This is a genomic window from Brucella pseudogrignonensis, assembly GCF_002252525.1.
Lineage (GTDB): Bacteria > Pseudomonadota > Alphaproteobacteria > Rhizobiales > Rhizobiaceae > Brucella > Brucella pseudogrignonensis.
This window is the reverse complement of sequence record NZ_NNRM01000044.1, coordinates 18,724-36,858: the sequence shown is the minus strand read 5'-3', so window position 1 is coordinate 36,858 and position 18,135 is coordinate 18,724. Positions and strand designations below refer to the sequence as shown.

Sequence of the window (18,135 nt, the reverse complement as noted above, 5' to 3'; positions counted from 1 at the left end):
CCATATCTCAGCCACTATGTTGCGGTTGAGCGGTTTCCTGTTCAAACAAATGCAGCGCCTTCACGCAATCCTCACGCCCCGTCTGGTCGCACTGCTTTTGCGATCAATTGTCAATTGAGGCGCCGTCAATCCTTCGTTCGCGCCAGGGATTTTGACCATTAAGCAACCATCCGATGCTCTGCTGCCAGAAGCCCATGCGATGACGGTCGTGAAAAAGATCAAAATGCCCGATACGGGCGCAGTGATAATCATCCGGCGAAATCATGATTAACTGCGCATCCGCAGCGCTATAATAGCTGAGCGCGCGACGGATTGCCCGCTCCGTGGCCAAGGGGTCATCGCTCACCGCCACGGCGAGAATGGGTGCACGGAAACTGCTCAGAGTATTGAGCACCTCACCGCGCAATGGCTCTGGATAGCTTCGCTCAAAACGGGATCGACGCAAACTCCATTCATTGGCAACGCCTTTGGGCAGATCTTCAAGCCAGCCCAGCCGCTTGCCAGGAAAATATCCGAACAATGCGGTGAGCGCCGGCATGACCACATGCCACTTGAAAAACAGCTGCAGTCTCTGGCTTCTCTGATAATCGCCCCACCACGCAAATTGCGCACCCACGGTCAGCATCCGGCTGACCAGGATATTGCTTGGCGCAAGACCAGGCAAAAACCCGCCAATGCTGTGACCGATCACCTGTGGAGAAAGCCCGCTTTGCTCATAGGTGAACCGCAGCACCGCCTCAAAATCCTTCTCGCCCCAGTCACGCCAGCAAATCTGACTGTGCCTGAGGCTTGCCGGCCGCGACGCACCGATCCCGCGGTAATCATAGGTCAGCACCTCAAAGCCGTGCTTTGAGAGAAATTGCGCATAGCGATGATAATAGGATGCGCGGACACCCGTTGCCGGATTGATGATGATGACGCCGTGTTGTCGAAGACCCGGCGCGGCCCATCGATGTCCGTGTAACCGGACACCGTCAACACAATCGATCACGATGCTTTCTGCTGGTCGCTCCATCACGCCTGCCGCTTTGCTGTTCGGGTTCAGACGCGAGAATGACGACTATTCCACCTTGAGTATATTCACTAGGCGGTATACATGATGTCGATGGCTTTAGACAGTGTATCCACACGCGACCGTATCATTGAGGCGGCATCCCGGCTCTTTCACCAGCAGGGCATCAGGGCGGCAAGCGTTGATCTCATCGCCGAACGCGCCGGCCTTACCAAGCGTAGCCTCTATTATCATTTCCGCAGCAAGGATGATCTGATCGCCGCCTGTCTAGAAGCGCGCGACGCGCCAAATCTTTCAATCCTCAAACAATGGTATGCCCGCAGCCCCGGGGATGTGGCCCAAAAGGTCAATGGCATTTTCTTGGGTCTCGCACGCGCCGCGCGCCGCAAAGACTGGCAAGGCTGTGGGTTTCTGCGCAGTGCGGTCGAACTTGTCGAGTTCCCGGGCCATCCGGCCCTGGTTGCGGGAAGGGCGCATAAGAAGCGGGTTGAAGACTGGTTGTGTTGCCTTTTCGCAGAGGGGCAAGACATTGTCGATGCGCGCAGGCTCGCAGCTCAGATCATGCTCTTGCTTGACGGCGCCTTTGCCACCGTACTTCTTCATCGCGAACCGGCTTATTTCGAGACGGCCGGGCTTGCTGCCATGACACTGATCCGCAACGCCAACAGCTGACTGCGGCCCATTTCAGAAACGCCACTCACTGAGGGCCGGGCGCAACGGTCGGGGCCATCACCTCGGTCCAGTCGTCAATGAAACGCTTGCGCTGTGCGCCGTCCTGGGTTGCAAGCAGAGCAGGGCCAATCCGCACCAGCCGTCCCACCCCGCTTTCGATCAGCGATGGTGGTCCATCCACGCCTGAAGGCAGGCTGCCATCACGCGAAAAGAAAAACGCTTGCTCACGCGCCACCCTCCGCCCGCGCTCGGACAGCAGATAATCGAGAAAACGCGCGGCCAGCGCCGCCTGACCGGCCTGTTTTGGAATAAAGGCCGCGCGACTTAGAACCAGCGTATAATCGCGCGGCAGAACGATTTTGAGCTTGGGATTGCGCAGGCTTGCCGCATAGGCATAGGATCCGATGATATTATAGCCGATATAGATCTTGCGCTCGTCCAGATCGCTCAGGATCGAGTTGTTGCAGCACCGCAATTGCGTGTCCACACGGCTCATACTCTCCAGCAAGCGCCCATAGGCGGTCGAATTCTGCTCCGCGTCAAGAAAGGCCAGCAAATAGCCAACACCCGATTCCCGCAGGTCGTAGGTGGCGACATGACGGCGGTAGAATTCCTGTTTGCGCCGCAACAGATCCGCGAGTTCAGCCCGGGTATGCGGCACCTCCTCCGGATCCACGTAATCGCTGTGATAGACAATCACCGATGGCTCGAAGGTGAAGCCATAGACCTCGTTGCGCCAGTTATTGGCATGATTTTCAGCGCCGCGCGTCTGCGCCGAGACATGGGCCAGAGCGCAGCCGTCATTGGCAAGCTTCACCATCTGATCCACCGAAGAAGACAACAGTAAATCACCGAAATTGCGGCCTTCACGACAGGCGCTATCTGCCTCCCGATACAGCTCATTGGTGACAAAGTCGGTATAGTCGATCGCGACATGCGGCTCGCTGACCTGAAAATCGCGCAACAACGGCTTGAGCGCCGAGGTGTCGGCCGCGCCATGGATCACCAGGCGGGCGATTTCCGTATCAAGCGACGGAAAATGGGTGGTCGTTCCTTCATCCGACTGGGCCTGCGCATAGCTTGCCAGTCCTGAAAGCAAAAAGGCAAAGAAATAAAGTCTCACCGTCCATCCTCCCCTGCGCGCGGCAAATCGAGGATCACCGTGAAGCCGGTCTCGCCCTTCTCGCGAAAGCGGATGATCCCGTCATGGGCCGATGCAACCTCCGCCGCGATGGCAAAGCCAAGCCCCGAGGCCGCGCCTGCCTTGGGCGATGCTGCGTTGAACCGGCGTACCATCTGATCCCAGTTTGCGGGCGCAATGCCCGGTCCGTCATCCTCAACCTCAACACAGATCCGCCCATCAACGCGCTGCACGCGCACTTCCAGCCGCGAGATCGCGCCGTGGCTAAGCGCATTGTTGATAATATTGGCGATGGCTTCGCGCAGGCTGACAGGATCCCCTTTGACCATCAGCCCGGTCTCGCCAGCCTCAAATGATATCACCATGTCGGGGTCGATTGTCAGCGGGACCGCATGGTGAAACGCCGCGCGGCTCACCTCTACCAGATTGATGACTTCCAGCTGCACCACCCCTGCACGATGAATGACCATGGCATGGCTGAGCAACTGGTTGGTCAATTGTGCCAATTCGCCTGTTCTGCGCTTGATGCGCCGTGTGCGTTCGCGATCAGCTTCACTCATGGCATCGGCATCCAGCATATCGACCTGGGCGGCAAGTGCCGTCAAGGGTGTGCGGATCTGATGGGCGGCATCGGCAATGAATTGCTGTAGTCGCACCACCCGCAGATCCAGCCGTGTCATGAAGGAATTGATCGCACCGACAAAAGGCCGCAATTCATCGGGTGCTGGTGTCTGCATCGGCGTCAGATCCTCCGGATTGCGTTGCCGGAGCGCATCGGCAAGGCTGGTGACGGGCCGCAGCGCATAGCGCACTGCAAGGAATGTCCCGGCAAGTCCGAGCACAACCATCACGCCGACAATCAGCATTGCGCCTTGTGTGACTTCCGCCGCAAGAGCACGCCGCGCCTCGGTGGTTTGCGCCAGCACCACATAGACCCAGCCCGCCTCGGCCTGATCGGCCAGCGCCCGCGCGACCGTGATCATCCGCACCTCGGCCCCGCGATAGATTTCTGTCGCAAGTTTCGGCGCACGCCGCGCGGCACCAAGATCATCATGGATATTCAAATCCGGATACCCGCTCACAACCGCGCCATCGGGCCCGACAATGCGATAAAAAATCCTGTCTCTTTCCGCAAATCCCAATAGTTCAAAGGCAGAGGAAGGCAGATTGACGATCAACTGGCCGTCAATCTGCGTGACCCCCTCGGCAATCTGCATGGCAGCCCCCTGCAGCAGCTGGTCATAGGTCTTGTTGGAAGCCGTCTGGCCGTAAAACCAGGCCGCGGTGATCAGAAGGCTCGCCCCGATCACCAGAACAAGGCCAACCCGGATAAACAGCCGCGAGAACAGCGAGGGTTCATGCGCTTTCATCGATCACCAATTGATAGCCCATCCCGCGTTGCGTCATGATCGATACGCCCGATCCCTCGATCTTCTTGCGAATTCTGCTGATGTAGAGTTCAACCGCATTGTGATTGACCCCTTCATCGAAGCCAAACAGCGTGTCCATCAGCTCATCCTTGCTGAAAAGCCTGCCGGGCCGGCTGGCAAAAACCTCCAGAATGGCGATTTCACGGCGCTTGAGCTGCACCTCGCGATTGCCGATCCGCACATTGCGGCTGTGCCGGTCGAGCTGAAGATTGCCGCAGACGATGATATTGGTGGTCTCGCCGCTGTTGCGGCGCAACAAAACCCGGACCCGTGCCTCCAATTCGCGAAAGTCAAACGGTTTGACCAGATAATCATCGGCACCCAGATCAAGCGCGCTGACCCGATCCTCAATCTCCGAGCGCGCAGTGAGAACAAGAACCGGAACCGTCTTCTTGGCGGCGCGCAGCCGGCGCAGGATGTCAAAGCCGCCAAGCCCGGGGAGCATGACGTCAAGAATGATCAGATCGTAATCGGTGAAGTCGAGAATCTCGGCGGCAACGAGTCCGTCCGTCTCCCAATCGACTGAATGCCCCACCCGCACCAGCCGTTGATTGATTGCCTCCCCGACATCCCGTGTGTCTTCAACCAAAAGGATGCGCATTGCCGATAGATTGCATAGAAAATGTTTCCCGGCAACTAAAACCTAACAATTTATGACAGGTTCCTGACAGTTTCACCGTAGAATATATGTATTATGAAAGGCTATTCGTAGGAGTGAATGGCTTTTCTGTATCCTTGGGAGGATATCGATCAACTGAAAGCTTGAGTCTGCATTGTAAAATGCGGGAATACTTTGTTGCGGACAGAAAAAATCGATAAGTATTGTAAACAACAAAGTATAGTTTTCTGTTTGACGCCAGTTCTTCCCGGGAAAACGGAATCACTTTGGGAGGACCTGCATTTTGAAACGCAATTTTTCTTATGGGCTTATCACCGGGGGCGCACTGATCCTGTCCGCCACGCCTGGCCTTACGGCGAGAACCGAGCTTGTTGAAGCGGCGCGCAAGGAAGGATCGGTGACCATCTATTCTGCCACCGACCAGGCCCAGGCCCAGGCGGCTCTCGACGCCTTTGCCAAAAAATATCCCGACATTCGCGTCGACTACAATGATATTGGCACCAATGGTGTCTATAACCGGGTGATCTCCGAGGCGGCGGCAGGGCAGGTAGGTGGAGACCTGTTCTGGACATCAGCGATGGACCAGGGCGTCAAACTCGCCGTCGACGGCTATCTCGCACCCTACCAATCAACAGAAACTGCCGCTCTGCCTGGTTGGGCCGTATATAAGGACGTCGTCTACGCAACCTCGATCGAACCGATCGGCATGATCTACAACAAGACCGCACTGAAAGAGGACAAGGTACCGCAAACCCGCCAGGAGCTGATCGATTTTATTGCCAGCGGTGATTATGATGGTCGCCTTGCGACCTTTGACCCGGAAAAATCCGGCGTCGGCTTTTTGATCCAGACCAATGATCTTGATCAGACACAGAATTTCTGGGACCTCACCAATGCTTTGGGAAAGGCCAAGGGCAAGTCCTATTCCTCGACCGGCTCGATGCGTGAAACCGTTGTTTCGGGTGAAAACGTCCTGGCCTATAATCTGATTGGCTCCTATGCTCTTGACTGGGTCAAGAGTGCGCCCAATCTCGGCGTGGCCTTTGGCAAGGATTATACGCCTGCCTTCTCCCGCGTGACCGGCCTGCTCAAGGATGCCCCGCACCCCAATGCCGGCAAGCTGTTCATCGATTTCCTGCTCTCGCAGGAAGGCCAGACAGCGCTTGCCTCCAAGGGCATGCCAGCGCTGCGCAAGGACGTGAATGAGGGCTATAATGTTGATAGCCTCAACACACTTGTCGGTGGCAATCTCAAGCCGATCGCGCTTGATGAAACCCTGCTCAATTTGATGGATCCGCAAAAGCGGATCAAGTTTCTCAGGCAATGGCGGGCTGCCCTGAAAGGCTGATAAGCCACCGCTCAGCAATCTGTCCGGCCGGCTGCACAGCACGGCAGTCACGCCGGACAGAACCGTCACGGTCACAGCCATCCCTGCTCGCGTCCCAAACCCGATTGCGTTCTGTCGCTGAGGGGAGGGCTGGGCAGCCTTCCCGTTCATCGCGCGTTTTCCCGGAGGTCAATCCATGCCGGCGGATAGTTATAGTCAAAATCTCACCCACGCCACCGCTCGAAACGGTCGGCAAAAGACATTGCGGGCGCCAGGCGAGGCGCTGGCGTTCCGACGGCTGGTTATCGGCCTGCTGACTTTGAGCGTCCTTACCCCGATCGCCCTGATCCTCTATCAGAGCTTTCTCGATGGCCCGTTCTTCAGCGCCAGTGCCACGATCGGGCTGAGTGCCTATCAATATATTCTCGTCGACCCGATGTTTTACGACGCTCTGTGGAACACGGTCATCATGGCTGTGGGCATGGTGGCGATCGCCGTCCCGCTGGGCGCCGCCCTCTCCTTCCTGCTGACCCGCACCGATGTACGGTTTCGCAAGGCTCTGGAGGTGATCGTGCTGGTGCCCATGTTCATCTCGGCACTGGTGCTGGCCTTTGGCTATACGGTGGCAATCGGCCCTTCCGGTTTCCTGTCGATCCTCGCACGAGACATTTTTGGCTTTGTGCCCTGGAATATCTATTCGCTGACCGGCATCGTCCTGGTCACCGGTCTCGCCCATGTCCCCCATGTCTATCTTTATGTTTCTGCAGCCATGCGCAACCTGCCATCGGATCTGGAAGAGGCGGCGCGCATCAGCGGCGCACCGATCTGGCGTGTGTGCTGCGATGTGACCGTGCCGATGGTGCTTCCGGCGCTGATCTTTGCCACCGCGCTTAATCTCCTGATCGGCTTCGAGATGTTCGGCGTTCCTCTGGTGCTGGGCGACCCCAGTGGCATCAATGTTCTCACAACCTATATCTACAAGCTCACCACCTTGTTCGGGGTGCCGACCTATCAGTTGATGGCTGTCGTCGTGGTGCTTCTCGTTCTGCTCACATTGCCGCTGGTCTGGTACCAGCGGCGCCTGTTGCGCCATAGTCGCCGCTATGCCGCGCTGGGTGGCAAGGGCGCGCGGACCACCGTGATGCGTCTTGGTCGCGCCGGCCAGATCGTCGCCCTCTCGCTGATCGGCTTCTGGTTGTTTCTGTCGGTGATCCTGCCGATCGGTGGCATTGTGCTTCGGGCATTTGTCGATGCCTGGGGGCAGGGCGTCAATCCCTTCGCACATCTGACCACCCGGCATTTCAACGCGCTGTTTGAAGTGCCAAGTCTTTATCGCGGCGTGTTCAACACCATCCTGCTCGCCGTGGTGGGGGGTGCGCTGGCGGTCGCTTTCTACCTGATCGTCGGTCTCGCGGGTCATCGCAATCGCGATGTCTCAAACACCGTTCTCGACTATATGATCCTGCTTCCCCGATCCATGCCAAGCCTGATCATCGGTCTGGCCTTCTTCTGGCTGTTTCTGTTCATTCCCTTCCTGGTCCCGCTTAGAACCACGCTGATAAGCCTGTTCATCGCCTATCTCATTGTCGGCCTTTCCTACGGCCTGCGTCTTCTCCAGGGCACCTTGATCCAGGTGAGCCCGGAGCTTGAGGAAGCAGCGCGTACCACGGGGGCGACAATCACCCAGACCTGGCGTGATGTGGTCATCCCCATCGTTCGTCCCGGACTGGTCGGGGCATGGGCGCTCATCATGATCGTGTTCCTGCGTGATTATGCCACCGGTATCTATCTGATGAGCGCCGGCACTGAAGTGATCGGATCGCTGATGGTCTCGATGATCCAGTCGGGCGCCATGGACACCATTGCCGCACTTGCCTTCGTGAGTATCGTCCTTACCGGCGCAGGCTTAGGCCTCGCCCTTCGTCTGGGAGCTAAAATCCATGACTGAACTGACTGTCCAAAATGTTCATAAATATCTCGGTGGCCTGCATATCCTCCAGGGCGCGTCCTTTACTGCCGAGCGCGGATCGATCGTGTCGCTGCTCGGTGCATCAGGCAGCGGCAAGACCACCCTGCTGCGCTGCATTGCTGGTCTCGAACAGCCGGAGCAGGGTCGCATCAGCATCGGTGGCAAACCGATGCTGGACGGAGCCAAGGGTCTGACCGTTGCCCCTGAAAACCGTAATATCGGTCTGGTGTTCCAGTCCTATGCGCTCTGGCCACACCGCACGGTGATGGAAAACGTCGCCTATGGTCTCAAGCTGCGCGGTATCAGCAAGGTCGAAGCCGGTAAGCGCGTTCAGGCGACCCTGGAGAAAATCGGCCTCGGTCATCTTGCCGAACGCTTTCCCGACCAGCTGTCCGGTGGCCAGCAGCAACGTGTCGCCATCTGTCGTGCGCTGGTCTATGAACCACGCGTATTGCTGATGGACGAACCGCTGTCCAATCTGGACGCGAAACTGCGCGAGGAAGCCCGCTACTGGATCCGCAAGCTTATCCTGGATCTCGAGATCTGTGGGGTTCTTGTCACCCATGATCAGTCGGAAGCGCTGGCCGCCTCCGACAATATCCTGTTGTTGCGCAATGGGGCGATTGTCCAGGAAGGCAGTCCGCAGGAAATCTATCAGCGGCCCAAAAGTTTTTATGCCGCGGATTTTCTTGGTGCAAACAATGTCGCGCATGGTGAAATTCGCGGCTCCGGTGAAACTGCTGCTATCCATGGCAGCGACTGGCAGCTCGAAGGCGTGATGATCGGACAATCAGATGAGGCGCGCGATAAGGCGGTCATTCGTGTCGAACAGATTGCTGTCCATGACAAGCCCGGCGCGGCGCGGCAGCCAATGCAGCTCGACGCCTGTCTCTATCTCGGCGACCGCTGGGAATATCGCCTGCGATCGGGCGACCTGGCAGCCAAGGCCTTCGGCGCCAGGGAATTGCCGGAAGGGCCGGTCTGGGTCGATATTCCGCGCGAGAGCGTGTGGCTGTTTGCCCGCGCATCGTGATCTCGACCGGGCCTGCGTGACCTGGCCGGCTTGAATGGGCCAGGTCGCGCCATGGCTCGCCGCGAAACCCAGCCGGCAGCCTTCCATATAGCCGCAGGCTGTTGATGACGCTTTCAAAGCGCTGCAACAGCCAGCGATCACAGCCTGATCGTGGTTTCGCGCAATTTGATCGTCGGGGAAAGCAGAACTGTGTCCTGCGGCATTTCCGGGTTCAACAATGCTGCAACAGCCGTCTCGGCAATCTCTCTGACCGGTTGCACAATGGTGGTCAGACGCGGCGTTGTCAGACCCGCCAGGGGAATGTCATCAAAACCGATGATCGACAGATCACGCGGGATCGACAGGCCATAATCGGAGGCACCGCGCATGATGCCGATCGCCTGCTGGTCACTGGCGGTAGCAATGGCGGTCGGCAATTCGTCATGCTTGCGCATGAACAGACGCGCCGCCAGAGCTTCACCCGCATGATAGTCGAACCCCGCCTCGAGAATTTCAGGCATCGCCATTGCAACTTCCTGCGCCTGGATCGCCCGCTGGCAACAATCCAGAAATCCCTCGCGCCGCCGTGCAGAAATCGTCAGCCCTGACGGCCCGGCGATATAGCTGATCCGGCGGTGCCCGAGCGCCAGCAGGTGACGAGCCGCAAGTTCGCCACCCGCATAATGATCCACCGCAACAAAAGGATGGTTGCCATAAGGGCGGTCAAGCGCAATCGTGCGGACCGAGCCGGTGAGGGAAGGCCGCGACTGACTGTCGACCGGGACCACCAGAAACCCGGCAGGCAGATGTGCTCGCAAGCCGAGTATCTGCTGCTCTTCGCGGGCCAGGTCCCCGTGGGTATCCGCAAGGACCACCAGATGATTGTAGCTATGAGCTGCAGCTTCGATGCGTTGTGCCAACTCCGAGAAATAGGGATTGGTAATGTCGGGGAGAACCAGGGCAATCATGTTGGTCCTGTGGCGGCGCAAGCCACGCGCCAGACTGTTGGGACGATAGCCGAGCTCTGCGACCGCCTGTTCCACCGCGGCACGCAAGCTCTGCGTCACCGCAGCATTGTCGCTGAGCACCCGTGAAACCGTTCCCACCGAAACGCCCGCCCGCCTTGCCACGTCCCTGATTGTCACCATGCCTATGCCCCGCCGCTGCGAATGCCCTCCGCGCTGTTGCGAAAGGCATTCACCATTGTCATTTGTCGAACTGGATCGGCACCGGCCGCTGCATCAGATCAACATAAAGATCGAAAAAACGCTTGCTATCGAATTCCTTGATCACTTTCATCTTTTGCAATAACGCGGTTGGCTGCGCCTGCCAATAGCCCAGCGTGCGGCCATAACCGGGGCCGAAGGCGATGTCGACATCCATGTAAAGATCATCGACCCTGGTCGCAAAGCTTTCGTCGATCGCATAAGCGAGCGCCAGCGTATCGAAGACACTCGCCTTGGCATTTTTGTCCTTGGCGAAGCTTTCAGCCATCCAGCTGTCGGCAAAAAGCTTCGCGATCGCGCCGTCGCCTTTGCTCACTTTTTCAAAGGTGGCCCGGTCAAGCTGCGTGATATTGGTAACATCGAGCGGAATGACGGCTTGTGGGATGGCGGAACGCATGACAATGCGCGCAGCCTCGGGATCAACCCAGACATTCATCTCAGCCGCCGGCGTTGTATTGCCTTTGACGTCGACCGCCCCTGCCATGTAGACGATACGCTTGATCAGCGGAACGATTTCCGGGCTCTTGCGGATCGCCAATGCAATATTGGTGGCCGGACCAATCACCAGCAATGTAACCTCATGCGGGTTGGCTTTGACCGTACTGACGATGAAATCGACAGCATCCTGTTGCTGAAGCCTGGCTTTGTTTGCAAAACCGTCCGGTGGTGCGATCACATCACTGTCGGCCGGTTCAGGACGATGAAATGCTGTCTTGTAACTCTCGCCAAACCCGAACAGGGCACGTTCATTCTCGAAACTGCGGGGGTCGTGAACCAAAGGCAGATTGGCACCGGCATAGACGCCGACCTTGTCTTCAATCCCCAGTCGCTCGACCGCCTTTAATGCATCGGCAACTTCCTGGCGCAGCCAGTTATTGCCGGTCACCACCGTGACACCCAGCAGATCCAGCGTGCCCTGCCTGTCGAGCTGTGCGGCCATGATCAAGACCTGGCCATCATCGCCGATTGTGCTGAAATCGGTGTCGATGATCATTTTCTGGCTCTCCGCCTGCGCAAGGCCGGTAAAAGCCACGCCAGTAACCAGACACAAAACTGCGAATAGTCGCTTCATTGGTAACCCCTCCTGTTCCTCCTGCGAAAACCGCCTCTGCCAGAAAAATGTGATAATGGCGAAATGAAACGGTTCATTCGAAAAATATAACAATTTGACTTTTCAGCCTTCCCCCGCTGTGTTTTCCAGCGAGGACAGGGAAAGATGATCACAGAACGGCGATAACTGCAATATTGGAGGCAAAAAGTTACGGGAAGGCCGCGCAGGGGAATGAACCGTTTCATATTGACTCGCTCTCGCCCTTCTGTTTTTGATTGGCGCCATGGCCGCCGTGTTACAAACTGCGGTCACAGGGCAGGAGAGCGTGCCGTGCCAGACCAGTGCGGCGGGCAAGATATACAATCGTCAATCGACAATCGCATCGCCGGATTGGTTGCGACCATCGCTGCGATGTACCGGGGAGGTTATCATGCGCTTTAACACTTTGCTTGCCGCAGCCACGGTTGCATGCGGTCTGATTGGGACACCTATCGCGGCCTTTGCCGCCGATAAGCCGGTTGTCGGGCTGGTGATGAAGTCACTCGCCAACGAATTCTTCAAGAACATGCTCGAAGGTGCACAGGCCCATAACAAGGAAAAAGGCACCTATGAGCTGAAGGCCGTCGGCATGCAGTCAGAAACCGATATTGAAGCACAGATCAATGCGGTCGAAAATTTCATCACCCAGAATGTCAACGCAATCGTTATTGCGCCAGCCGATTCACGGGCGCTGGTGCCACCACTCAAGCGGGCGGTTGACGCCGGTGTCGTGGTGGTCAATATCGATGTCGAGCTGGACGCTCAGGCAAAGAAGGATGCAGGACTCGAACTGGCCTTTGTCGGGCCGGACAATCGTGCGGGCGCCAAGATGTCAGGTGATGAACTGGCAAAGGCGATCGGCAAGGGTGGCAAGGTGGTTATCCTGGAAGGCAATCCGGGCGCCGACAACGCGGTGCAGCGTAAGCTCGGCTTTGACGATGCGGTCAAGGCGGGCGGGCTCGAAACGCTTGATTCCCGCACTGCGCATTGGGAAACCGAGGAAGCCAATTCGGTATTCACCAACATGCTGACGGCCCATCCCGATATAAAGGGTGTGATGGCCGCCAACGACTCGATGGCGCTTGGCGTGGTCAAGGCACTCGACGCTGCAAAGCGCAACGATATCAAGGTGGTCGGCTTTGATAATCTGCCGGCCATCCAGCCGGAAATCAAGGCGGGCAAAGTGCTTGCCACCGTCGACCAGTTCGGATCGCAAATGGCAGCGATGGGCATCGACAAGGCGCTTGAAGTGGTGGCCGGTAGTGCGCCATTGACCGGCTGGGTCAAAACGGATCTTGAGCTGATCACGGCTGACAAGCTGAAATAATCGCTGCAAGGGGGTGGCTTTGCAACAAAGCCACCCCCTTGCAGACCCCTTGCAGACCCTTTGCAGCCCCCTTGCAGCCCCTTGCAGCGGAGAATATTCATGGCCGAACTGCCTGAGGTTGCGCAAGCAGCCCCGATCCTGTCGCTGGCCGGTATCAAAAAGAGATTTGGTGGCGTCATCGCTCTCGACGGGGTCGATCTCAACCTGCGGTCCGGCGAAGTGCACGGTCTGGTCGGTGAGAACGGTGCCGGCAAGTCAACCCTGATCAAGATCATGAGCGGCATTATCAAACGCGACGCCGGAGAGATGGTGCTTTGCCAACAGCCCTATGATCCGGCATCGCCAAGAGACTCCAAGAATTCGGGCGTCCAGGTCGTCCATCAGGAATTCAGCCAGCTTCCGTCCATGTCGGTTGCTGAGAATATCTGTTTTGAGAAGCTGCCGCGAAATGCCTTCGGACTTCTCGATCGCGCCGCCCTGCATCGACAGGCCCGGCACGCGCTTGATGCCATCGGCCTAAAGGACATCGCCGTCACCCTGCCGGTCGAACGCCTGGGTATCGCGCATCGCCAGCTTGTCGAAATTGCCCGTGCCCTGATGAGCGACAGCCGTATTCTGATCCTTGACGAACCCACCGCAACCCTGACCGCCCACGAAGCCCGCCGCCTGTTCGAGCTGGTTGATCGGCTCAGGCAACAGGGTGTGGCCATCGTCTTTGTGTCGCATCATCTCGATGAAATCTTCGCGCATTGCCAGACCGTCACGGTCATGCGCAATGGCAAGACCGTTTTTACCCGAGCCATCGCTGAAACCACGAGCGATGACCTCATCCAGGGCATGGTCGGACGCAATCTCATCGATCCAATGCTTGCCAAGGTTGCCAGCGTGGCCACCCCGGATATCCTGCTGCAGGTCGACCGGCTCAGACATAGTCGCTCCCCGCATGAAGATGGGGTCAGTCTGACCCTTCACAAGGGCGAAATCCTCGGTATCGGCGGGCTGATCGGCGCCGGCCGTACCGAATTGCTGCGCACCATCTTCGGATTGGACAAGGCGATTTCCGGGCAGGTCCGCATCGAAGGCATCCAATGCAGCCTCCATTCGCCGGCAAAGGCCATCAAGGCAGGCCTTGCCTTTGTGACTGAAGACCGCAAGGATGAGGGCCTGATCCTCGAAATGCCCATCGCAGCCAATATCAGTCTGGCCGACATGCAGGATGTGTCGACCCTGGGACTGTTGAATCGTCAGCGTGAACACAGACTGGCTGAACAGAAGGCGTCCGAATTAAGGCTGAAATTTGGATCACTCAATGATCCTGTTGCGACCCTGTCGGGTGGCAACCAGCAAAAGGTGGTTCTTGCCAAATGGCTCGCCCGCTCACCCTCTGTGCTGCTGCTCGATGAGCCGACCCGCGGTGTCGATGTGGGTGCCAAGGCCGAGATCTATGCGTTGTTGCGCTCCTTTGCCGCCGCCGGGCGGGGGCTGTTGGTGGTTTCAAGCGAATTGCCCGAACTGATGGCACTTTCGGACCGCATCCTGGTCATGGCCAGTCACCGCATCACTGGTGAATTGCAGCGTGACGCGTTTTCCGAAGAGCGTATCCTCAGTCTTGCCTATCAGACAATCAAATCCCAGCCGACCGCCTTAGCAAAAGGAATGGCAGACCATGGTTAATGTTGCACCGAAGCGCGCCTCCTCGATCCGCCTTGCAAATCTGTTGCGCGACTCTGGTATTGCGCTGGCGCTGCTTTTGCTGATCGTCGTCTTCTCACTGACGACCCAGCATTTTCTGTCCTTCAACAACATCACCAATATTCTGACCCAGGTCACCATCAATCTCATTCTGGCAATCGGAATGACCTTTGTCATTCTGATTGGGGGCATTGATCTATCGGTCGGCTCGCTGCTCGCACTCTGCGCGGTTGTGGGCGGGACGGTGATGAATATTCCCGGGCTCGGCGTCGGTGAAGCGGTCGCGCTCGCAACGCTGGCTTCGGTCGGCATTGGTATCGCCTGTGGCTTCCTTAACGGCTTCATTAGTGCCTATTGGGGGCTGCCATCATTCATTGTTACGCTTGGGATGCTCAATATTGCCCGTGGCGCGGCCCTTCAGGTCACCGACGCGCGCGCCATCTACTCGTTTCCACCGGCTTTCAATGCCTTCGGCTCCCAGACGCTTTTGGGAATCCCATTGGCCTTTCTGGTGGCGCTGGCCATGGTGGCACTGGGCTGGTTCGTGCTTAACCGCACCGTGTTCGGCCGGCTGCTTTATGGTATCGGCAACAATGAAGAGGCCGTGCGGCTCGCTGGTCATCCGGTATTCTGGTACAAGATCGCTGCCTTCACCATTGCCGGCGCAGCGGTTGGTATCGGTGCTATCATCTATATGGCTCGTCTGAATGTGGCGAGCCCAATCATTGGCATCGGCTTCGAACTAAATGCCATTGCCGCGGTCATTATCGGCGGTGTCAGCCTGACTGGCGGCCGCGGATCGATCCTGGGAACCTTGCTGGGAGCTGTCATTATCGGGGTGCTGGCCAATGGTCTGGTCCTGCTCGGCCTTAGCGATTTCATGCGGCAGATGATTACCGGATTTGTCATCATCCTTGCCGTCATTGTCGACAAATACCGCGAGCGTCTTTCGGTGATTGGCTAGCCGCCGCCGCATGTGGCGGCGGATGTCGGGTCCCTTGCCTTGCCCTCCTGCTCAATCACCGCTCCATCAGCGCGCGATTTTGACCGAGACAGCCGTCTCTCGACCGCAATCAACGCGAAAGCCCGAGCCCTCCTTGCTTCGGATCCAACTCGGATTGTGTGGGCGCGGCTGCCGCGCCGCACCCTCGTTTCGCAAAAAGGGCATTCAGCGCCGGTCTCTGTCTCGTTGATCAAGGCCGAGGAACACCTGCGCTGATCGGGTCGCGCAGGTTTACTTTCCGGTTTGCGGACGGCCGTTCTGCAGATCGGCCAGATCGATCACGATCGATGCTGCCTCGTCCTGCAAGGTGTCCTTGGCCGATTGACGGGCTTTTTCTCGCGCGAGATCGTCGCTTAGACTGCGTTCATTGGCCTGCAGACCATCATCAACGCTGGCTTCATCGCCATTTTCACCCTCGGCCCGCGCCCGCTTGGACGCAGCCTCGATTTCTGCGCGCCGCTCCTTCTCATTGAGCGATATGGTTGCCTTGTCGCGCTGTTTGGCCAGCGCGTCGACGTCCTCCACGAAACGCTGAAACGCCGGATTGGCCTTCACCCGCTCGTCGTGGCGTTGCTGCAATTGCGGTAGCAGCGCCTTTGCGGCACCAAATTTCCGGTATTTTGTCGCTTTGATTTCCGTCCATGGCAGGGCGTTATCGAAACTTTCCTCGCCAACAGTCTTCAGATTGAACAGCCCCGGCAAGCGGATATCGGGGGTGACACCGCGCAATTGCGTGGTTCCGCCATTGACGCGGAAGAATTGAGCGATGGTGAACTTCAACTCGCCAAATTTTGGTGTCGGACTTTGGGCGACTTCATCGAGATTAACCACAGTCTGCACGGTGCCCTTGCCGAAGCTCGGCTCTCCGATGATCACACCGCGGTCATAATCCTGAATCGCGGCAGCAAAGATCTCCGAAGCCGAGGCTGATCCACGATTGATGAGGACACCAAGCGGTCCCGTCCAGGCAGGCGACTGAAGCTTGTCGCTTTCCACCTGGATCTCACCCTTGGCATTGCGCTGCTGAACCACCGGCCCCTTGCCGACAAAAAGACCGGTAAGGTCGATCGCTTCGCTTAACGAACCGCCACCATTGTTGCGCAGGTCGAGCAGCACCCCGTCCACCTTTTCCTGCTTGAGTTCGCCAAGCAATCGCGCAACATCGCGACTTGCACTGCGGTAATTCTTGTCGCCTTTGCGCCGGGCTTCAATATCCTCGTAAAAGGCCGGAAGTTTGATAATACCTATCTTCCGGGTCTTCTCGCCCTGTTGCAGCGTAAACACCGATTTCTGTGCCGCCTGCTTGTCGAGGCTGATCTTGTCACGCACCAGACTGATAATCCGATGCTGACCATCCGGACCGGCATCGGCAGGCAGTATTTCAAGACGCACCACCGAATCCTTGTCGCCGCGGATCAGTTGCACAACTTCATCCAGGCGCATGCCGACGACTTCCTTGATCGCGCCGTCCTTGCCCTGGCCAACGCCGACAATGCGATCGCCCACCAACAGTTTTCCCGACAATTGTGCCGGGCCGCCCGCTGTCAGTTCCCGGATCGTGGTGAATTCATCCCGCTCCTGCAGCACCGCACCAATGCCCACCAGAGATAGTTTCATCGATATGTCGAACTCCGCCGACGCATTGGCGCCAAAATAATCGGTATGGGGGTCGACCGATGTCGTGTAAGCGGCCATGAACAATTGGAAGACATCATCGGCCTTCGACTTGTTGGCCCGTGCCAGCGTGTTTTCATAGCGTTTCGTCAGAGTGTCGCGAATGGCGGCATCCTCTTTTCCGGCCAGCTTGAGCCGCAGCCAGTCGTTCTTGATCCGCTTGCGCCACAACGCGTCACGCTCCGCAGTCGAGGCCGGCCAGGGCTTCTTGTAGCGCGCGATCGAATAGGACTCGTTCGAACTGAAATCGAATTTCTCATTGAGCAATTGACGCGCAAATGTCATCCGCTCATCAATGCGCTCGCCATAAATATTATAGATCGCGAACGGAATGCTCAAATCCTGGTTCTTGATACCGTCGTCAATCTCTTTGCTGCGCGTTTTGAAACTCTCGACATCAGCCTGCAAGAAAATCAGGCGGTCAGGGTCGAGGGCATCAATGAAGCGGTCCATGATGCGGGCAGACAAAACATCGTCGAGCTTGACAGGCTTGTAATGGAACCGCTGAAGAAACTCCGCCGTCAATTGCGCGGCTTCGGCCTGTTGCTGCGTGGGTTTGAGAACAGGTGCGCTGCTCGTCTCGAGTGCTTTTACCGGAGAAACAACCGCCAGAAAGAGAAAGATAAAGATAAAACCAGTACGCAAACTTTTGTCTCGCTATTGGTGCTTCAGCATCGCTTGAGCAAACTACTTGAAGCAATTAGTGCCGTTTGGCAACCTGTTGGAGGGGGATACATTCCGTCAAAACCTGCTTTGTTCGATAAACATTGATTGGGCCAATTGCGTGACGCTCAGAATGTCGCCTCCGTTCCTTTCGCCTGGCGGCCTCTTCTCGCAAGCACCGCGCCCGACTTGATGGCTGACGTCGCACGGGTCGCTGAAAATCCCGGCTTTCATTATCACGCTGCTCCTCGCGGATGCATTCGCGTTCGCTCAAACCT

Annotated in this window: 14 protein-coding genes; 7 read left to right on the top strand and 7 right to left on the bottom strand. The window is 57.5% G+C overall.

Going from position 1 to position 18,135, the window contains the following annotated elements:
- Positions 1–103: 103 nt before the first annotated feature.
- On the bottom strand, positions 104–1,015 hold the full coding sequence (locus CEV34_RS20185) for an alpha/beta hydrolase family protein (protein ID WP_007880705.1): 912 nt from the start codon (positions 1,013–1,015) through the stop codon (positions 104–106).
- A 90-nt stretch (positions 1,016–1,105) separates the two neighbouring features.
- On the opposite strand from CEV34_RS20185, the gene CEV34_RS20180 reads away from it, so the two are divergent.
- Positions 1,106–1,684 (top strand): TetR/AcrR family transcriptional regulator, encoded by a 579-nt coding sequence (locus tag CEV34_RS20180; protein WP_039861099.1) that lies wholly within the window; start codon positions 1,106–1,108, stop codon positions 1,682–1,684.
- A gap of 25 nt (positions 1,685–1,709) precedes the next feature.
- Here the strand turns inward: CEV34_RS20180 and CEV34_RS20175 are convergent, their stop codons facing one another.
- From CEV34_RS20175 to CEV34_RS20165, 3 genes are read right to left on the bottom strand one after another with little or no spacing between them, the layout of a single operon-like run.
- Entirely contained in the window at positions 1,710–2,807 is a 1,098-nt protein-coding gene (locus tag CEV34_RS20175; RefSeq protein ID WP_007880699.1) for an ABC transporter substrate-binding protein, read from the bottom strand.
- Positions 2,804–4,195, bottom strand: a complete 1,392-nt coding sequence (locus CEV34_RS20170; RefSeq protein ID WP_007880698.1) for a sensor histidine kinase — start codon at positions 4,193–4,195, stop codon at positions 2,804–2,806. Before CEV34_RS20170 ends, CEV34_RS20175 begins: the two co-directional genes overlap by 4 nt.
- Positions 4,182–4,856: a response regulator transcription factor gene (locus tag CEV34_RS20165; RefSeq protein ID WP_007880697.1), complete on the bottom strand. Its 675-nt coding sequence runs from the start codon at positions 4,854–4,856 to the stop codon at positions 4,182–4,184. The genes CEV34_RS20170 and CEV34_RS20165 overlap by 14 nt, the downstream gene beginning before the upstream one ends.
- 301 nt (positions 4,857–5,157) lie before the next feature.
- Between CEV34_RS20165 and CEV34_RS20160 the strand changes: the two genes are divergently transcribed.
- The 3 genes from CEV34_RS20160 to CEV34_RS20150 all read left to right on the top strand — a co-directional run bounded on the left by CEV34_RS20160 (position 5,158) and on the right by CEV34_RS20150 (position 9,203).
- A complete protein-coding gene (locus tag CEV34_RS20160) occupies positions 5,158–6,222 on the top strand; it encodes an ABC transporter substrate-binding protein (protein ID WP_094544372.1) in 1,065 nt (354 codons plus the stop codon).
- A gap of 175 nt (positions 6,223–6,397) precedes the next feature.
- On the top strand, positions 6,398–8,149 hold the full coding sequence (locus CEV34_RS20155) for an ABC transporter permease (RefSeq protein ID WP_083898686.1): 1,752 nt from the start codon (positions 6,398–6,400) through the stop codon (positions 8,147–8,149).
- Complete coding sequence (locus CEV34_RS20150; protein WP_007880693.1) at positions 8,142–9,203, top strand: ABC transporter ATP-binding protein; 1,062 nt, start codon at positions 8,142–8,144, stop codon at positions 9,201–9,203. The genes CEV34_RS20155 and CEV34_RS20150 overlap by 8 nt, the downstream gene beginning before the upstream one ends.
- Positions 9,204–9,340: 137 nt before the next feature.
- Here CEV34_RS20150 and CEV34_RS20145 read toward each other — a convergent pair whose 3' ends face one another.
- Together CEV34_RS20145 and CEV34_RS20140 are read right to left on the bottom strand one after the other, a co-directional pair.
- The gene (locus CEV34_RS20145; RefSeq protein ID WP_007880692.1) at positions 9,341–10,330 is read right to left on the bottom strand and encodes a LacI family DNA-binding transcriptional regulator; all 990 of its coding nucleotides are present in this window, start codon (positions 10,328–10,330) and stop codon (positions 9,341–9,343) included.
- Between the two features lie 58 nt (positions 10,331–10,388).
- Positions 10,389–11,480, bottom strand: coding sequence for a nucleoside hydrolase (locus tag CEV34_RS20140; RefSeq protein WP_007880690.1), 1,092 nt, complete (start codon positions 11,478–11,480; stop codon positions 10,389–10,391).
- A 409-nt stretch (positions 11,481–11,889) separates the two neighbouring features.
- Here CEV34_RS20140 and CEV34_RS20135 point away from each other — a divergent pair, with 409 nt between their 5' ends.
- The 3 genes from CEV34_RS20135 to CEV34_RS20125 all read left to right on the top strand — a co-directional run bounded on the left by CEV34_RS20135 (position 11,890) and on the right by CEV34_RS20125 (position 15,481).
- The gene (locus tag CEV34_RS20135) at positions 11,890–12,825 is read left to right on the top strand and encodes a sugar ABC transporter substrate-binding protein (protein ID WP_094544371.1); all 936 of its coding nucleotides are present in this window, start codon (positions 11,890–11,892) and stop codon (positions 12,823–12,825) included.
- A 99-nt stretch (positions 12,826–12,924) separates the two neighbouring features.
- On the top strand, positions 12,925–14,499 hold the full coding sequence (locus CEV34_RS20130; RefSeq protein WP_007880686.1) for a sugar ABC transporter ATP-binding protein: 1,575 nt from the start codon (positions 12,925–12,927) through the stop codon (positions 14,497–14,499).
- Entirely contained in the window at positions 14,492–15,481 is a 990-nt protein-coding gene (locus tag CEV34_RS20125; RefSeq protein ID WP_007880683.1) for an ABC transporter permease, read from the top strand. Before CEV34_RS20130 ends, CEV34_RS20125 begins: the two co-directional genes overlap by 8 nt.
- A 270-nt stretch (positions 15,482–15,751) precedes the next feature.
- Here the strand turns inward: CEV34_RS20125 and CEV34_RS20120 are convergent, their stop codons facing one another.
- Complete coding sequence (locus CEV34_RS20120; protein WP_094544370.1) at positions 15,752–17,839, bottom strand: carboxy terminal-processing peptidase; 2,088 nt, start codon at positions 17,837–17,839, stop codon at positions 15,752–15,754.
- Between the last annotated feature and the right edge of the window lie 296 nt (positions 17,840–18,135).

What these genes read in the sequence shown, in the direction of transcription:
- CEV34_RS20150 (WP_007880693.1), top strand. Translation starts at nt 8,142, where the DNA reads ATGACTGAACTGACTGTCCAAAATGTTCATAAATATCTCGGTGGCCTG.
- CEV34_RS20135 (WP_094544371.1), top strand. Translation starts at nt 11,890, where the DNA reads ATGCGCTTTAACACTTTGCTTGCCGCAGCCACGGTTGCATGCGGTCTG.
- CEV34_RS20145 (WP_007880692.1), bottom strand. Translation starts at nt 10,330, where the DNA reads ATGGTGACAATCAGGGACGTGGCAAGGCGGGCGGGCGTTTCGGTGGGA.
- CEV34_RS20155 (WP_083898686.1), top strand. Translation starts at nt 6,398, where the DNA reads ATGCCGGCGGATAGTTATAGTCAAAATCTCACCCACGCCACCGCTCGA.
- CEV34_RS20125 (WP_007880683.1), top strand. Translation starts at nt 14,492, where the DNA reads ATGGTTAATGTTGCACCGAAGCGCGCCTCCTCGATCCGCCTTGCAAAT.
- CEV34_RS20130 (WP_007880686.1), top strand. Translation starts at nt 12,925, where the DNA reads ATGGCCGAACTGCCTGAGGTTGCGCAAGCAGCCCCGATCCTGTCGCTG.
- CEV34_RS20170 (WP_007880698.1), bottom strand. Translation starts at nt 4,195, where the DNA reads ATGAAAGCGCATGAACCCTCGCTGTTCTCGCGGCTGTTTATCCGGGTT.
- CEV34_RS20140 (WP_007880690.1), bottom strand. Translation starts at nt 11,480, where the DNA reads ATGAAGCGACTATTCGCAGTTTTGTGTCTGGTTACTGGCGTGGCTTTT.
- CEV34_RS20185 (WP_007880705.1), bottom strand. Translation starts at nt 1,015, where the DNA reads ATGGAGCGACCAGCAGAAAGCATCGTGATCGATTGTGTTGACGGTGTC.
- CEV34_RS20180 (WP_039861099.1), top strand. Translation starts at nt 1,106, where the DNA reads ATGGCTTTAGACAGTGTATCCACACGCGACCGTATCATTGAGGCGGCA.
- CEV34_RS20165 (WP_007880697.1), bottom strand. Translation starts at nt 4,856, where the DNA reads ATGCGCATCCTTTTGGTTGAAGACACACGGGATGTCGGGGAGGCAATC.